The organism is Chitinophaga sp., assembly GCF_019236475.1.
In the GTDB taxonomy this organism is placed as follows: Bacteria; Bacteroidota; Bacteroidia; order Chitinophagales; family Chitinophagaceae; genus Chitinophaga.
Genome location: NZ_JAFAIX010000002.1, coordinates 107,171 through 121,408, shown reverse-complemented (window position 1 = coordinate 121,408; position 14,238 = coordinate 107,171). Strand labels below are relative to the sequence as shown.

General features: G+C 45.3%; 13 protein-coding genes. 4 read left to right on the top strand and 9 right to left on the bottom strand.

Features of this window, described 5'->3' with window-relative positions; genetic code table 11:
• Positions 1-326: 326 nt before the first annotated feature.
• Entirely contained in the window at positions 327-1,088 is a 762-nt protein-coding gene (locus JO154_RS00950) for a DUF695 domain-containing protein (protein WP_291941070.1), read from the top strand.
• 54 nt (positions 1,089-1,142) lie between these two features.
• Here the strand turns inward: JO154_RS00950 and JO154_RS00945 are convergent, their stop codons facing one another.
• Positions 1,143-1,304: a DUF1328 domain-containing protein gene (locus JO154_RS00945; protein WP_291941068.1), complete on the bottom strand. Its 162-nt coding sequence runs from the start codon at positions 1,302-1,304 to the stop codon at positions 1,143-1,145.
• Between the two features lie 237 nt (positions 1,305-1,541).
• Between JO154_RS00945 and JO154_RS00940 the strand changes: the two genes are divergently transcribed.
• Both JO154_RS00940 and JO154_RS00935 read left to right on the top strand, forming a co-directional pair.
• Positions 1,542-3,464 carry a hypothetical protein gene (locus JO154_RS00940; RefSeq protein WP_291941067.1) on the top strand — a complete coding sequence of 641 codons (1,923 nt, stop codon included), beginning with the start codon at positions 1,542-1,544 and terminating at the stop codon, positions 3,462-3,464.
• 27 nt (positions 3,465-3,491) lie between these two features.
• Positions 3,492-4,574 (top strand): nitronate monooxygenase, encoded by a 1,083-nt coding sequence (locus tag JO154_RS00935; protein WP_291941065.1) that lies wholly within the window; start codon positions 3,492-3,494, stop codon positions 4,572-4,574.
• 85 nt (positions 4,575-4,659) lie between these two features.
• Here the strand turns inward: JO154_RS00935 and JO154_RS00930 are convergent, their stop codons facing one another.
• From JO154_RS00930 to JO154_RS00905, 6 genes are all read right to left on the bottom strand, one after another.
• Positions 4,660-5,208: a putative glycolipid-binding domain-containing protein gene (locus tag JO154_RS00930; protein WP_291941064.1), complete on the bottom strand. Its 549-nt coding sequence runs from the start codon at positions 5,206-5,208 to the stop codon at positions 4,660-4,662.
• 1 nt (position 5,209) lies between these two features.
• Positions 5,210-7,504, bottom strand: a complete 2,295-nt coding sequence (locus JO154_RS00925) for an FdhF/YdeP family oxidoreductase (RefSeq protein ID WP_291941063.1) — start codon at positions 7,502-7,504, stop codon at positions 5,210-5,212.
• Between the two features lie 15 nt (positions 7,505-7,519).
• A complete protein-coding gene (gene fdhD / locus JO154_RS00920; protein WP_291941062.1) occupies positions 7,520-8,350 on the bottom strand; it encodes a formate dehydrogenase accessory sulfurtransferase FdhD in 831 nt (276 codons plus the stop codon).
• Between the two features lie 37 nt (positions 8,351-8,387).
• On the bottom strand, positions 8,388-9,398 hold the full coding sequence (locus tag JO154_RS00915; protein WP_291941060.1) for an NADP-dependent oxidoreductase: 1,011 nt from the start codon (positions 9,396-9,398) through the stop codon (positions 8,388-8,390).
• 85 nt (positions 9,399-9,483) lie between these two features.
• Positions 9,484-10,245, bottom strand: coding sequence for an ABC transporter permease (locus JO154_RS00910; RefSeq protein WP_291941058.1), 762 nt, complete (start codon positions 10,243-10,245; stop codon positions 9,484-9,486).
• Positions 10,246-10,279: 34 nt separating this feature from the next.
• On the bottom strand, positions 10,280-11,053 hold the full coding sequence (locus JO154_RS00905) for an ATP-binding cassette domain-containing protein (protein WP_291941056.1): 774 nt from the start codon (positions 11,051-11,053) through the stop codon (positions 10,280-10,282).
• A 160-nt stretch (positions 11,054-11,213) separates the two neighbouring features.
• Between JO154_RS00905 and JO154_RS00900 the strand changes: the two genes are divergently transcribed.
• Positions 11,214-12,089: a neutral zinc metallopeptidase gene (locus JO154_RS00900; RefSeq protein WP_291941055.1), complete on the top strand. Its 876-nt coding sequence runs from the start codon at positions 11,214-11,216 to the stop codon at positions 12,087-12,089.
• Here the strand turns inward: JO154_RS00900 and pncB are convergent.
• Both pncB and JO154_RS00890 read right to left on the bottom strand, forming a co-directional pair.
• Positions 12,086-13,264, bottom strand: coding sequence for a nicotinate phosphoribosyltransferase (gene pncB / locus JO154_RS00895; RefSeq protein ID WP_291941053.1), 1,179 nt, complete (start codon positions 13,262-13,264; stop codon positions 12,086-12,088). The two genes, JO154_RS00900 and pncB, sit on opposite strands and share 4 nt — an antisense overlap.
• Before the next feature lie 26 nt (positions 13,265-13,290).
• Positions 13,291-14,058: an ion transporter gene (locus JO154_RS00890; RefSeq protein WP_291941051.1), complete on the bottom strand. Its 768-nt coding sequence runs from the start codon at positions 14,056-14,058 to the stop codon at positions 13,291-13,293.
• Between the last annotated feature and the right edge of the window lie 180 nt (positions 14,059-14,238).

Genomic DNA, 14,238 nt, shown 5'->3' with positions numbered 1-14,238 from the left:
CACTGCTGTCAGCAGTTTGAACTTCAGAATTGCGCAGAATTGTTTGTGGTAGCTGGTTTGGAAAAAGGGGAATGTTGCGGGTTGGAATGTTAATTAGTGTTAAGCCTTCCGGTTCGTGTATCCGTGTCTCTATAAATAAGTATTTAAAATAATATGTATTGATTTGGGAAGATAATTTCGTTCTCCCGGTACCGTAATGGTCGGAATTTAGTGCGGATTTGGTTTTTGTGGATAAAAAAGCAGCGAGAAAGGCTTTTATATTTTCAGTAGTATTTGAGATCAACGTATCTTTACAGCCAGCTGTTGCGTTATTTTAATTTTTTTATATGCATAAGGATTACCGACCGGACTGGGATATTTACACGTGCCATATTGAAGAAAGTCCAGCAGTAATAGGCCTTGACCTTGATCTGAGACGATTTGCACCATTAAAGGAGAAGCCGAATGCCATATATATAACAGTTTATCTGAACCATCCCCGCGAAGACGGATTTCCTCACAACGATGAATTCGCACTGATGGGAGAAATTGAGGACAGATTGGTAGAACAGCTACAAAGCAAGCTGGATGCTCATTTTGTAGGGCGTACTTTTTCAAATGGTGTCAGGGACTTTTACTTCTATGTAGGAAGTACGTTGCTGCATGATAAATATATTGCAGATGCAATGATTGATTTTCCGCAATACCGTTATGACTATGGTGTGAAGGAAGATAATAACTGGGAATTGTATTTCGACTATCTGTTCCCGGATGTTTATGAATTTCAACGTATACAGAATCGTAAGGTGCTGCGTATGCTCCGTAAACATGGAGATGTATCTGAAATGGAACGTCCCATTGAACATTGGATACATTTCAAAACAGTGGAAGAAAAAGATCTTTACTGGAAGCATATCCAGGAAATTGGCTTCACACTGGTACATGATGTACAATCAGAAGAAGGTCAGGAATATCCGTACCGACTTTGTATATCCCGGCCAGATAAGGCTACAGATGCTGCCATCGATACGATTGTAATGACCCTCTGGGAAGTGGCCCAGCAAGTAAACGCAGAATATGACGGCTGGGAAACCACCATCATGAAATAAATTAGCATCCTTCATTTAGGCCAGGAAGGTCTAAATGAAGGATGTCTATCCCAACTATTTCCTTATTGCTCCCGCAATTAATGAGATTACAAACATCACGAGGAAAATAAAGAATAGAATTTTCGCAATGGCTGTGGCGCTAGCTGCAATACCTGAAAAACCGAAGATAGCAGCGATAATAGCGATCACTAAGAAAGTTAATGTCCAGCGTAACATAAGCGTAGTGTTTTTGTTTACCAGAATATATTCGCCTAAATAATCCTCCCTAAACTGAAACTTTCAAGAATCATTCCCGTTTAATGAAAATAGGATCAGCGCGGTGCTAATCCGTTTTTTTTATTTATACTTGTTTTACCAGGGAACAATTTGAGGTTTTTACTAAAAATATTAAACACTGTAACTGTTATAATACTGCTGTTCATACAGCCGGCAGTTGCGCGCATAGCCATGTGTATGGATCAGGTACCATTTAGCAGTGACACTGGGCGTCCTCATTTAACTCCCCGTCCTGGCCTGCCTTTTCTTGGAGATACCGTGAAACCGCATTTGGCACGTCCGCCGGTAGGAGATACTATACCCCATAACGTACATAATGTTGGTTTATTTAAACGATTGTCTGAATACAGGGATTCCCTGCGGCATAAAGCATTCCGGGATTCATTTATGCGCCGCATTACCAGGCAAAATGAACCAGAACCTGTTCCCCAGAACGATAGTATCATCATTAAAAGTGAGGAGTATTTTACCCCATTTGCTGGTAAAGTGATACGAAATATCCAATACCGCAGGGTAAAAGTATTCGGTCCGGCCAATATCAACGATACCACCTTCACCACCTCGATGAAGCTGCTTAAACTGGCCAACCGCCTGCATTATGATTCGAAAGAATGGATGATCCGACAGAACCTTTTCTTCCGGGAAGACCAGCGACTGCAACCTTATGATATGGCAGATAACGAGCGTTACCTCCGTAACCGCCCCTTCATTCAAGATGCGCGTATCTATGTGATGCCAGGTGATCGATCGTCTGATTCTGTAGATATAGAAGTGGTAACAAAGGATGTATTCGAATACGGTGGCGATCTGTCCCAGGCCAGTGCTACCAATGTTGGTGGGAAAGTCTATAATAACAATCTAATGGGAGCCGGGCAAGGCATACAGGTGGGCTTTAATTGGAGAAGCGATTACTCGCCCACTTGGAATACGGAAGTCCGCTATACGAAAAACAATATCGGCGGTTCATTTATAGATATGGCCGTGGGATATTCGACCCTCAATAATTCGAATGTCCTGGACACTAACGTTTACGAGGGTACGTATTATATCAGCCTCAATCGGCCACAGTACCGGTATTCCGCCAAATTGGTGGGAGGCCTCACTTTCGCAGAAAACTTCTCAATAAATATTCATGGCCAAGATGATTCCATATATCGGGATTACCGCTATACGATCATCGATGGCTGGGTGGGCTATAACTTCATCAATAACTACGACCATTACGGCCGCAGTGGCAAGAAACCTAATGTAGCCTTGCTGGTACGGCATTACAACCTATACTTTCAGCGAACGCCGGATCAATTCCAGTTTAAGGCAGATCCCGTCTATAATAACCACCGATATTATCTCGGCCAACTGCAGGCTTATCGACTGGATTACTTTAAAACCCACCACCTGTTTGGCTTTGGCCGTACAGAGGATATTCCGCTAGGTTACAATATGAACATCACCAGCGGTTGGGAAACTTGGAAAGACCGCAAACGGTTTTATACCGGTACAGAGTGGCAGAAATTCTGGCTCACCAAACATCAGGGGCTGTTTAATACCGATTTTGGTATCGGTAGTTTCTGGCAAAACCAGAAAGCTGAGGATGCGGTCATACATGCCCGCGTAGAGTATTACAGTAAGTTGCTAAATATCCGGAAAGTAAAACTCCGACAATTCCTTAGTGCCGATTATCTGACCAGTCCCAATCCGTTTTTCTATAAGCCCCTGAACATTAACATGGACCAAGGCCTCTTGGGATACCGCAATACCACGCTCAATGGATACCAGCGATTGAATCTTAACTCGGAAACAGTGTACTACAGTCCGCTGAAAGTGCTTGGGTTTAAATTCAATTTCTTTACCTCCCTCCAGGCCAGTATGCTGAACTACAAGAATGACGACCTCTTACGTAATCCGCTGTTCTGGGGAATAGGTGGGGGCACTAGGATCAGAAATGAAAACCTTTCTCTCAATACACTGAAGTTTTCTGCCTACTATTATCCGAACGCACCATACCCTGTAAAAAATCTCCGAATTGAAATTACCACTGTTGTAGATTTCCGATTCGATATTTATGCATTACGTGCACCTTCTTTGCTCAGTTTCCGTTAAATTTATTATCGTAAAAGCTGGAAGCCCATGCAATGGAATAATAAACTAACTGCCTTATTAAATATTTCCTATCCCATTATACAGGCCCCCATGTTGGGTATTACTACACCTGAAATGGTGGCTGCTATTAGTAATAGCGGCGGACTCGGATCCTTGCCTGTAGGGAATATTGATCCTGCCCATGTACGCACCCTCATCCAACAAACGAGAGCCCTGACGAGCAAGCCATTTGCGGTAAATGTTTTCACTTATGATATCCCCATCGCACCGGATCATTCCTCATTCGATGCCATGCAGGCACACTTGCAGCATATCTATTCCCGCAGCGGCCTGGGCGTTCCTGAAATCAACCTGAAAACACTGCAACTGTTTTCCTATAAGGATATCCTGCCTGTATTACTAGAAGAGAAAATAAGTATCGTCAGCTTTACTTTTGGTGTTCCGGACGTAAAGAGTCTGGCCCAATTGAAAGAAGAGAACATTATTATGATAGGTACGGCCACTTCTATAGAAGAAGCCGTATACCTGGAACACCAAGGGATGCATGTCATTGTAGCACAGGGAATGGAAGCAGGTGGCCATCGGGGGACTTTCCTTGCCGGTACCTTTCCGCAAATAGGCACCATGGCCCTCGTACCGCAGGTAGTGGATCGTGTAAGCGTCCCCGTTATAGCCGCTGGTGGCATCATGGACGGGCGTGGCGTGGCGGCAGCATTGATGCTGGGCGCACAAGGCGTACAACCAGGCAGCGCATTCCTACTGACACATGAAAGTATGGCCACAGATGCACATAAAGCTGCTATTGCTGCGGCAACGGACACGACTACACGCTATACGCGTGCTTTCTCCGGCCGTTGGGCCAGAGGATTAAGTAATACCCTCATTGCTGCTGTAGAGGAATCCGGGCTGGCTATTTTGCCTTACCCTTACCAAGATGCCCTCACGCAGCCTGCCAGGAAAGCATCCAAAGCACAGGATAATCCTTCCTTCGTGGCTATGTGGGCCGGACAGGCGGCAGGACTAGCTAAGAAAAGTATGGGAACTGCGGAGGTTTTTCATAAACTGGTTGAAGGAGCGGAACAACTGATTCCTTCATTGAAAGGACAATAGTATAGGAGATATGAATCCTTGAAATAATAGTATTGAAAAATAGTAGACCCGCCACCAAAGCGTGATAGCGGGTTATGTAATTACCTTAATATCGTCTTTGCAAATAACCTGGATAGTCATTCATAATGCCTTCGGAATCGAAATATAACTGAGAGCTAAATCCGGAATCCAGATTCTCATACAACCAGGTATCTTGGTTAATCTTAGTATAACGTTGTTTGACCCGCTGCAGCTCGAACTCTGGCAACCGGATGTAGATGACATTGATAGTGGCACTCTCCCCATTATTCAGTTTAAGCCGTTTTACAGGCAGCGTATTGGTAAAAGGTGTCAAAGAAATATCGATATCAATGCAGTCATCCAATGCGGTGACTTGTTTCCCATCTTTATCGTACCATTGGCCAAGCAGGTTGGACGTTAATTTAAGTTCCTTTCCATTTGGGCCATGGGAGCGGATCAGGAAAGAGTCTGTTTTCCAATCATTTGTGATTTCAACTTCATAATGAATGGAAAAGGGTATATCTCGAATAACGCCTGTAATATTTCCCTGTGCGAGTTTATACAGACCTTTATCTTCTAGGGTAAAAAATTCAGTGGCTGTCCATCGGACGGCCTGCCATACAATGGGCTCCATACTATCGATTTATTGCGGACGGTTTTATACGGATAATCACCATCTTTGAAGTGGGCGTATTACTTTTTGCTGCTACACTATTAACAGGTACCAATACATTGGTCTCCGGGAAATAAGTGGCAGTACATGTTTCTGGGATATCATAAGATACTGTAATAAAGCCACTGGCAACGCGTTCCACGCCTTCAAAGGTGTTGTACAAATCTACAACATCTCCTGCTTTTAATCCTGCCTTTTGTAAATCTTTTTCATTCATTAATATCACACGGCGTTCTTGCAATATTCCCCTGTAACGATCATCTAGTCCGTATATGGTGGTATTGAACTGGTCATGGCTGCGGATGGTCATCATCATATATTCTCCTGCTTGCAGCGCGATGATATCAGGGCTTGCTACGTTGAACCCGGCTTTACCACTGAGTGTATTGAACTGCCCAATCCTCGATCCATTAGGCAGATAAAAGCCGCCTGGATGCCGTACTCTCTCGTTATACTGATCAAACCCGGGAATTACTTTCTCAATATCATTACGGATATAATCATAGTTTTTTGTATACTGTTCCCAGGGTGTGGCCGACTTCTCCCGGAACAGCGTCTGCGCCAGCTCACAAATAATCTGCGGCTCACTTCTCAAATCTTCCGATACTGGCGGTAATACACCTTTAGACATTTGAATGACGCCCATAGAATTTTCACAGGAAACAAACTGTTGTTCCCCTTGTTGTATATCCTTGTCACTACGCCCCAACGTAGGAAGAATCAGGGCTTCCTGGCCGTGTACCACATGACTTCTGTTTAGTTTTGTTGAGACATGAACGGTGAGACGACATTTACGCAATGCCGCCGCTGTGTATTCCGTGTCTGGTGTGGCGGATAAAAAGTTACCACCCATCGCCAAGAATACCTTCGCATCGCCCCGATGCATGGCCTGAATGGCATGTACCACGTCATAGCCATGTTCTCTTGGTGGATTAAAGCCATATACTGCTTGCAGCTTGTCCAGCAGTGCGGGAGCTGGCTGTTCGTAAATCCCCATGGTTCTATCGCCTTGTACGTTGCTATGTCCGCGTACAGGACAGGTACCGGCTCCGGGCTTGCCTATACTACCTTTCAGCAACAATAGGTTCAAGACTTCCCGAATGGTATCAACGGCATTTTTATGTTGGGTAAGCCCCATTGCCCAACAGGCAATGATTTTATTTTTATGTAGCAAGGCCTTCGCAGCTTCCCGGACTTTTTCTTCCGGCACGCCGGAAGCCTTCACCAGCGCATGGAAATCCTGCTGGCGAAGATGTGCCAGGTACTCCGTATAGCCGTCTGTTTTAGTCGCAATAAATTCCTGATCGAAGATCTTACCCGGCTGTTGGTCTTCCGCTTCCAGCAGCAAGAGGCAAATTGATTGTAGCAGCGCCATATCCCCGTTGATCTTTACCTGTAAGAATAAATCTGCCAGATGTGTAGGGAGATGGAGCCATCCTTTAACCGTCTGTGGATTCATGAATCCCAGCAGGCCCGTTTCCGGCAAGGGGTTCACTGCAATGATGCAAGCGCCATTAGCTTTGGCTTTCTGTAAAGCTGTCAACATGCGGGGATGGTTGGTGCCTGGATTCTGTCCAAGGATAATTATCACTTCGGCTTCATAGAAATCTTCCAGTTTCACCGAGCCTTTGCCTATGCCTACTGCTTCCCCCAGCGCTACGCCACTGGATTCATGACACATATTGGAACAGTCGGGCAAATTATTGGTGCCATATTCCCGCACCATCAACTGATACAAAAAAGCTGCTTCGTTGCTGGTCCGGCCACTGGTATAAAAAACAGCTTCGTTCGGAGAATCGAGGGCCTGTAGATGCTGAGCAATCTTATCGTAGGCGGCCTGCCAAGACAATGGCGTATAATGGGTAGCTCCAGGAGCCAGGTACATTGGTTGGGCAATACGTCCTTTCTTCCCGATCTCGTAATCGGTAAGTCCTCCTAGCTCGGCAATACTATGGGCCGCAAAGAAATCAGGGGTGAGTCGTTTGGTGGTGGCTTCATCCGCCAATGCTTTGGCGCCATTCTCACAATATTCTCCAATAGGGGAACGGTCGTCGTCAGGATCGGGCCAGGCGCAGCTAGGACAATCGAAACCATTTTTCTGGTTCATTTTCAGCAGTGCTTTCATGCCGCGGAAGATGTTGGTTTCCTCGAACACCTGTTTCATGCTGTAATAAACGGCTGGGGCGCCGGCTGCTGCTGTCTTGGGTTTGGTGAGCTTTAGCCCTGTGAATTTCACAGGATTCTGATCTCCCTGCATACTCGAAATATTAAGTTATGAAGATAAGACAACCCTTTGAGCTCCGCTGTAAATATTAAATTTACCCTCTCTTAGAAATCCTATCAGGGTGATATTCCATGCTGCTGCCATCTGTACAGCCATACTGGAAGGGGCTCCTACGGCTGCAATGATAGTAATACCTGCCATAGCGGCTTTTTGTATCAGTTCAAATCCTGCGCGGCCACTCAGTAATAACAGTTGCTGTTCCAATGGGAATAGCCCTTGGCGCAAAGCGGCGCCTATGATTTTATCCACTGCATTGTGACGGCCAATATCTTCCTGGAGTATTAATAACTTTCCCTGCTGGTCAAATAACGCGGCAGCATGTATGCCGCCGGTACTTTCAAAGAGGGACTGCTGCATACGTAATGTTTGGGGTAATTGTAGTACGGTGGCGCTACTGATATGTGCGTTACCGTTAGCAACGGAAACGCCTGTATGAATATCGGCGAGGTCTGATTTTCCACAAACCCCACAAGAGGCCGTAGCGGCGAAGTTGCGGTTATTACTACTGAGGCGGGGGATCACATTTTCTTTCAGGGAAACGGTCATCACACTACCATCTCTAGATTCACTAGCCTTTACCTGGGAGATGGCGTCATAACTACTGATAATACCTTCAGAAAAAAGGAAGCCGGCAGCCAGATCCTCATCATTGCCAGGCGTGCGCATGGTAACGGTGATGTTCTGCTGCCGGCGGTTATGGGTCGGCCCGAAAATCAGTTTTATTTCTAGTGGTTCTTCAGTGGCCAGTATATCATCTGTATCCAGTATACCACTGTCCAATACTTTTTTGATGCGTGTATGTATAACCGGCTTTGTCATGCCTAAAAATACGTAATCTCACTGCAAATTCCGACTACTACACCTTGACAATCAATTTTCCGCTGTTCTTGCCTGCGAAGAGCCCCAGGAAAGCCTCTGGCAGTTTATCAAATCCTTCCATCGTGGTTTCGGTGTACTTTAACTTTCCTGCTTTTACCCATTCTACCAAGGCTTTAAATCCTTCTGCAAATCGGGAGGCATAGTTGCCTATCACAAAACCTTGCATTAATACGCTTCTGGTTATCATAATGGGTTGAGGTCTTGGTCCCATAGGAATTTCCGTACTGTTGTATAAGGATATCTGACCACATAAAATGACACGGGCAAAATTATTCAAGTGCGCCATTACGCCGTCCGAAATTTCTCCACCTACGTTATCGAAATAAATATCTACACCGTTAGGACAGATGGCGGCAACAGATGCTTTGATATCTTGATTGCCTTTATAATCAATCGCTGCATCAAAATTGAATTTGTCGGTCAGCATCTTTACTTTCTCTGCACCACCTGCAATTCCTACCACGCGGCATCCATAAATTTTACCTATTTGTCCGGCTACGATACCTACCGCTCCTGCGGCGCCGGAGATGACCAATGTTTCGCCGGACTTTGGTTTGCCGATGTCCAGCAATCCGAAATAAGCGGCCAGTCCGGGCATTCCCAAGATACCAAGGTAATAGCTGGGAGGTATATTTTCATCGATTTTTTTTAAGGAAGACGCGGGATAAATCAATGCAGTAGACCAAGGGAGCAAAGGTCTGGCGGCTGTCAGCATAACGAGATCACCGGGTTGGAAATTGCTATCCCGACTTTCTGCTACGGTGGCAATACCACCGCTTTCAATGGGTTTGCCTACTTCAAAGGGAGGAATGTAAGATTTTGCATCATTCATTCTTCCCCGCATGTAAGGATCTACTGAGTAGTAAACTGGTTTGATCAAAACTTCATTCTGCTGTAGCTCCGGCAGGTCTACCGTTACTGTTTTAAAGGTTGCTGACGTGGGTAAGCCTTTGGGTCTTGCTGCAAGCAGGATCTGCTGTACTTTCATAATACCGTTTTTTTGAAATGGATTGTTCTGGTATTCGTAATTTACTACAATCCAACCTATTCTCCATATCAAAAAAACTTCCAGATCAACTGATAACGGTTTTAAATTTCCGTACTGCCCACCAGGAAACAATTGCCAGCAGTGGCGTCAGAACGGCGAATGCTCTCAGCACTACCAGCGTATCAATATGATCACTCATCAGTGTTCTGGCTGCCTCGATGGCATAATACACTGGGTTGAAATGGGCTGCTGTTTGTAACCAGCCTGGGGCCAAACTCATAGGCAACAGAAATCCCGCCAGGAGCGTTATCGGCATGGATATTCCCTGTGTTATTGGCGCCAGTGCATCTTCACTTTTAAATATAAGTCCGAGTGCATAGGAAAAGGAAGCAAAGATGGCCGTCAGCATAGCGGCCAACAGGAATATTAGCAACAGTCCTCCAATATTGACTTTTAGGCCAAAAGGAATAGCTGCTGCAATAATAATGATCGCCTGCGCCAAAACGGAAGTGATATCCCGCAGTACCGCGCCAAATAAGAGTGCAAGGCGACTGGTAGGGGTTACACGGAAACGCTCTATCACCCCTTGTCGGATTTCATCTATCATCCCAAATCCAACAAACAATCCCCCAAAAACAGCAAGCACCATTATCATACCCGGCATGAAAAAATTCAACACATTCGTATTACCGAATTCCGACATGCCGGTGAAATTTTTGAGCAGCGGTGCGAAGAGCAGTAAATACAATAAAGGAATGCTCAATGTCATCATGACAAAGGCGGGATTACGCAGGGCTTCTTTTATTTTCCTGGTATAAAAGAGTTGAAGGGTGGTTAGAAAGTTCATATATAAGGTGTTTCAGGTAATGTAAATAAGGGTATTAGGCGAGTTGGGCGTTTTTACTCAAACGGCCGGTATGATGTAGGAAGACATCGTTCAAAGAGGCTTGTGTATCACTACTACTAATTGCTTCTTTCAAGGAGGCCGGAGTTCCTGTAAGAATGATTTGCCCCTGATCCATAATGGCGATGCGGTCCGACAAAGCATCTGCTTCTTCCATATAATGGGTAGTTAGGAAGATGGTTGTTCCAAGATCCCGCAGTTTGCGGACTTCGTCCCAGAGCTGTTCCCGGCTATGTGGGTCCAGGCCAGTGGTAGGTTCATCCAGGAATAGGATTTTAGGTTTGTTAATCATGCCAATGGCAATATCCAGTCGGCGTTTTTGTCCACCGGAATACGTGGCTGGTCTTCGATCCGCGATGTCTTCCAGGCCTAATGCTTCCAGGAGTTCGCTGGCCCTGGCGGCAGCGGCTCGTTTAGGCATGCCATAGAGCCGGGCTTGTAAGATAAGGTCTTCCCAGGCGGTAGCGTCTTTGTCTGCACCACCACTTTGACTAACATAGCCAATTACTGCCCGAATCTTTTCCGGTTGTTTATATAGATCGTATGAGCAGATCACCACTTCTCCGGCATCGGGTTGTAATAAGGTAGTGAGCATGCGCAGGGTAGTGGTTTTACCGGCTCCATTAGGGCCTAGGAAGCCGAATATTTCTCCGCTAAAAACTTCCAGGTTCACACCGTTGACGGCGGGAATGGATTCCTTTCCATTGCTGTAGGATTTCTTTAATCCTGAGGTATAAAGTATCTGTGACATGGCTGAACGATTTTGATAATACAAAAGTATCTTCAAGGGAAAGCTTCGCCAATGGCCGATCGGTCAGTAAAATTGAATTCTCGGTGAACTGCGGGGAATTCACCGGCAAAAATGTAATTTCGAGCTGAAAATTTCAATCTAATTAAACCCTACTACAACTATGCGTTTAGACGATGAACAAATGAGCGACAACGTCGAGAAGGAGTCTGGTGGCGGCGGCAGGCGTACCGGTATTATTGGTGGCGGTATTGGCGCAATCGTCATTTTTGTGATTGCACTCTTCCTCAAACAGGACCCTCAGACGGTCATGCAGGCCGTACAGCAAGTACAGGGCCCAGATCAAGGAGGTGGCGGTACTACTGAGCAGTTGACCAAGGCAAATAGTACTCCCATTGAGCAATTTTCCTCCAAAGTACTGCATAGTACAGAAGACGTCTGGACAGACCAGTTTGCAAAAATGGGGATGACCTATCAGAAACCTAAAATGAAACTGTTCACCGATGCCACTGTTTCCGGTTGCGGTGCTGCGGAATCAGCGATGGGCCCTTTTTACTGCCCAGCAGATAAAAAAGTTTACCTGGACGTTGCTTTCTTCCAGGAGCTGGAAGAACGTTTCCGTGTACAAGGCGACTTTGCAAAAGCATATGTAATTGCACACGAGGTAGGACACCATGTTCAAAATCTGCTCGGTATCAGTCGTAAAATGGATGCTATGCGCGGCCAACTGAGTGAGAAAGAATACAATAAACTCTCTGTAATGCTGGAGTTGCAAGCGGATTTCTTCGCTGGCCTCTGGGCTAATCATGCAGACCAGATGAAAAAGATCCTGGAATCAGGTGATATTCAATCCGGTCTGAATGCCGCTAGTGCAGTAGGAGATGATAAATTACAGCAGGCAGCCACTGGTCGTATTGTACCGGATGCCTTTACCCACGGTACTGCCGCTCAGCGTATGGCCTGGTTCAAAAAAGGATATGAAACAGGTGATATCCACCAGGGAGATACCGGTATTGGTCTTGGTACTGCGTCGAATTAATCTATTCCCAGGATGATTTTTGCCAGTTTAATGGTGCCTTCATCCCCGGTATATTTACCGCTTACATCAGATAATTTTACTACAGGAGTCCATCTCGGAGCATCTTCGGGATGGGCTTCATACATTTTAATCACTATGTTTAGCGCTTCCAGGCCTACATCATTGGTGAAATTTGTTCCAATCCCGAAAGACATCCCTATACGCCCCCGGCAATAGTCCGCAATCTCCGCTACCTTATTATAATTCAATCCATCAGAAAAGATAATCGTTTTGCTGAGCGGGTCTACATTCTTGCTTTTATAATGCGCGATGGTGGCGTCTGCGAATGCCTTCGGATCACCGCTGTCGTGGCGTACGCCATCAAATAGTTTAGCAAACTTCTTATCAAATTGCTCAAAGAATACTTTCGTGGTATAGGTATCAGATAAGGCAATCCCCAGATCACCGCGATATACATGTACCCAATGTTCCAGGCCCATCATATTGGCCATTTTAAAGCCATATTTGGCTGCATGAAACATGAACCACTCATGTGCATGAGTACCTACTGGAATCACGCCATTGCGCATGGCTAAGTGTACATTGCTGGTGCCTATGAAGCAGCCTTCGCCGTACTTGCGAAGGGTTTGTACTACCAGTCGGTGAACCGCCAGGGAATGACGTCGCCGGGTGCCAAAGTCTGCTATCGTTATTTGCATACGGGCATAATTCTCAATCTTCTCCCTGGTAATGCGTATTACTTCTGCATCACTCACCCGTTGTTGGTTGGTCAGTTCATAATACAGTTCACAGATGAGCGACATCAGTGGCACTTCCCAGAGAATGGTCCGGTACCAATAGCCATCTACTATCACTTCCAGGTCCTCGCCATGTTGTGATATATGTACTTCATCAGGATTGTATCGGTAGCCCTGTAAAAAATCCAAGTAGGTAGGATCCAGGTAAGGGCAAGTAATTGCCAGGTAATGTTTCTCCTCCTTGGTCAACTGTAACTGTTCCATATCATTGACAGCAGCGCGGAGCGCTTCCGCAAATCCCGGAGGAAATGCATGTTGGCCACGGTTGATGAATTTATACCGGGCCCTCGCCTTAGGAAACAGCTTCACCACACAATGCTGCATGGTGAATTTGTAAAAATCATTGTCTAATATGGAGGTTATTTTTCCAGTGCTCATGGTAAATTTTAAAACTTGAAATCTTATCAGAGATGACTGCCGCAGTATTTACAGAAGATGGCATCTTCATCTGCTATATTGCGTCCGCAGTTGTGACATTCCCGTATACTAACGTCTGTGGATGTACGAAGACGGTTCATTTCCACTGTCACGATACCTGTAGGTACGGCTATGATGGCGTAGCCCATGATCATGATGACAGCCGAAAAAGCTTGCCCTATGGGCGTTATAGGGGCGATATCTCCATAGCCTACGGTGGTAAGTGTCACCACTGCCCAATAAATACTCACCGGGATGCTGGTGAATCCTGAATTATGGCCCGACTCAATCACGTACATGATAGATCCCAGTACGACGGTCATTAGCATGATAAAGAAAAAGAAAACGGCAATCTTACGACGACTCCGTTGTAATGCAATGATCAGAAATCGGCTCTCATGTAAAAAGGGCACAAGTTTGAAGATTCTGAAAATCCGCAATAGCCTTAAAATACGTATAGATATAAGGAAGTGTCCGCCGCCTACGAGGAACTCAATGTAGGATGGGATGATACATAGCAAATCTATAATCCCATAAAAGCTGAATATGTATTTTTTAGGTTGGGGACTGCACCAAATACGTAATAGATATTCTAAGGTAAACAGGCCGGTGAATGTCCATTCAAATACATTGAAAACATCCCCGTATTGGGCCTGGAGCCTTTGTACGCTCTCCATCATTACGACGATCACACTACCCAGAATAAAGAGTAATAGGAAGATATCAAAGATCCTTCCGGCAGTGGTATCTGCCATGAAGATTATTTGGAATAGCTTCTTTTGTAGTGTAGACCGAGCTTTTACTGGTTCGTTAGTCATCCTCCTGCATTATTTTTATGAAACAAACAGCGGCTAATATATGTTTAAAATCAGTGATAATCAGATTTAGCTAATTTAGATTTGTTATTTTAGTTAACCAATATTCGTGATTAAACC

Bases quoted from the DNA above. Each gene is read 5' to 3' on its own strand.
- JO154_RS00950 (WP_291941070.1), top strand. From the start codon at position 327: ATGCATAAGGATTACCGACCGGACTGGGATATTTACACGTGCCATATT.
- JO154_RS00945 (WP_291941068.1), bottom strand. From the start codon at position 1,304: ATGTTACGCTGGACATTAACTTTCTTAGTGATCGCTATTATCGCTGCT.
- JO154_RS00940 (WP_291941067.1), top strand. From the start codon at position 1,542: ATGGATCAGGTACCATTTAGCAGTGACACTGGGCGTCCTCATTTAACT.
- JO154_RS00935 (WP_291941065.1), top strand. From the start codon at position 3,492: ATGCAATGGAATAATAAACTAACTGCCTTATTAAATATTTCCTATCCC.
- JO154_RS00930 (WP_291941064.1), bottom strand. From the start codon at position 5,208: ATGGAGCCCATTGTATGGCAGGCCGTCCGATGGACAGCCACTGAATTT.
- JO154_RS00925 (WP_291941063.1), bottom strand. From the start codon at position 7,504: ATGCAGGGAGATCAGAATCCTGTGAAATTCACAGGGCTAAAGCTCACC.
- fdhD (WP_291941062.1), bottom strand. From the start codon at position 8,350: ATGACAAAGCCGGTTATACATACACGCATCAAAAAAGTATTGGACAGT.
- JO154_RS00915 (WP_291941060.1), bottom strand. From the start codon at position 9,398: ATGAAAGTACAGCAGATCCTGCTTGCAGCAAGACCCAAAGGCTTACCC.
- JO154_RS00910 (WP_291941058.1), bottom strand. From the start codon at position 10,245: ATGAACTTTCTAACCACCCTTCAACTCTTTTATACCAGGAAAATAAAA.
- JO154_RS00905 (WP_291941056.1), bottom strand. From the start codon at position 11,053: ATGTCACAGATACTTTATACCTCAGGATTAAAGAAATCCTACAGCAAT.
- JO154_RS00900 (WP_291941055.1), top strand. From the start codon at position 11,214: ATGCGTTTAGACGATGAACAAATGAGCGACAACGTCGAGAAGGAGTCT.
- pncB (WP_291941053.1), bottom strand. From the start codon at position 13,264: ATGAGCACTGGAAAAATAACCTCCATATTAGACAATGATTTTTACAAA.
- JO154_RS00890 (WP_291941051.1), bottom strand. From the start codon at position 14,058: ATGGCAGATACCACTGCCGGAAGGATCTTTGATATCTTCCTATTACTC.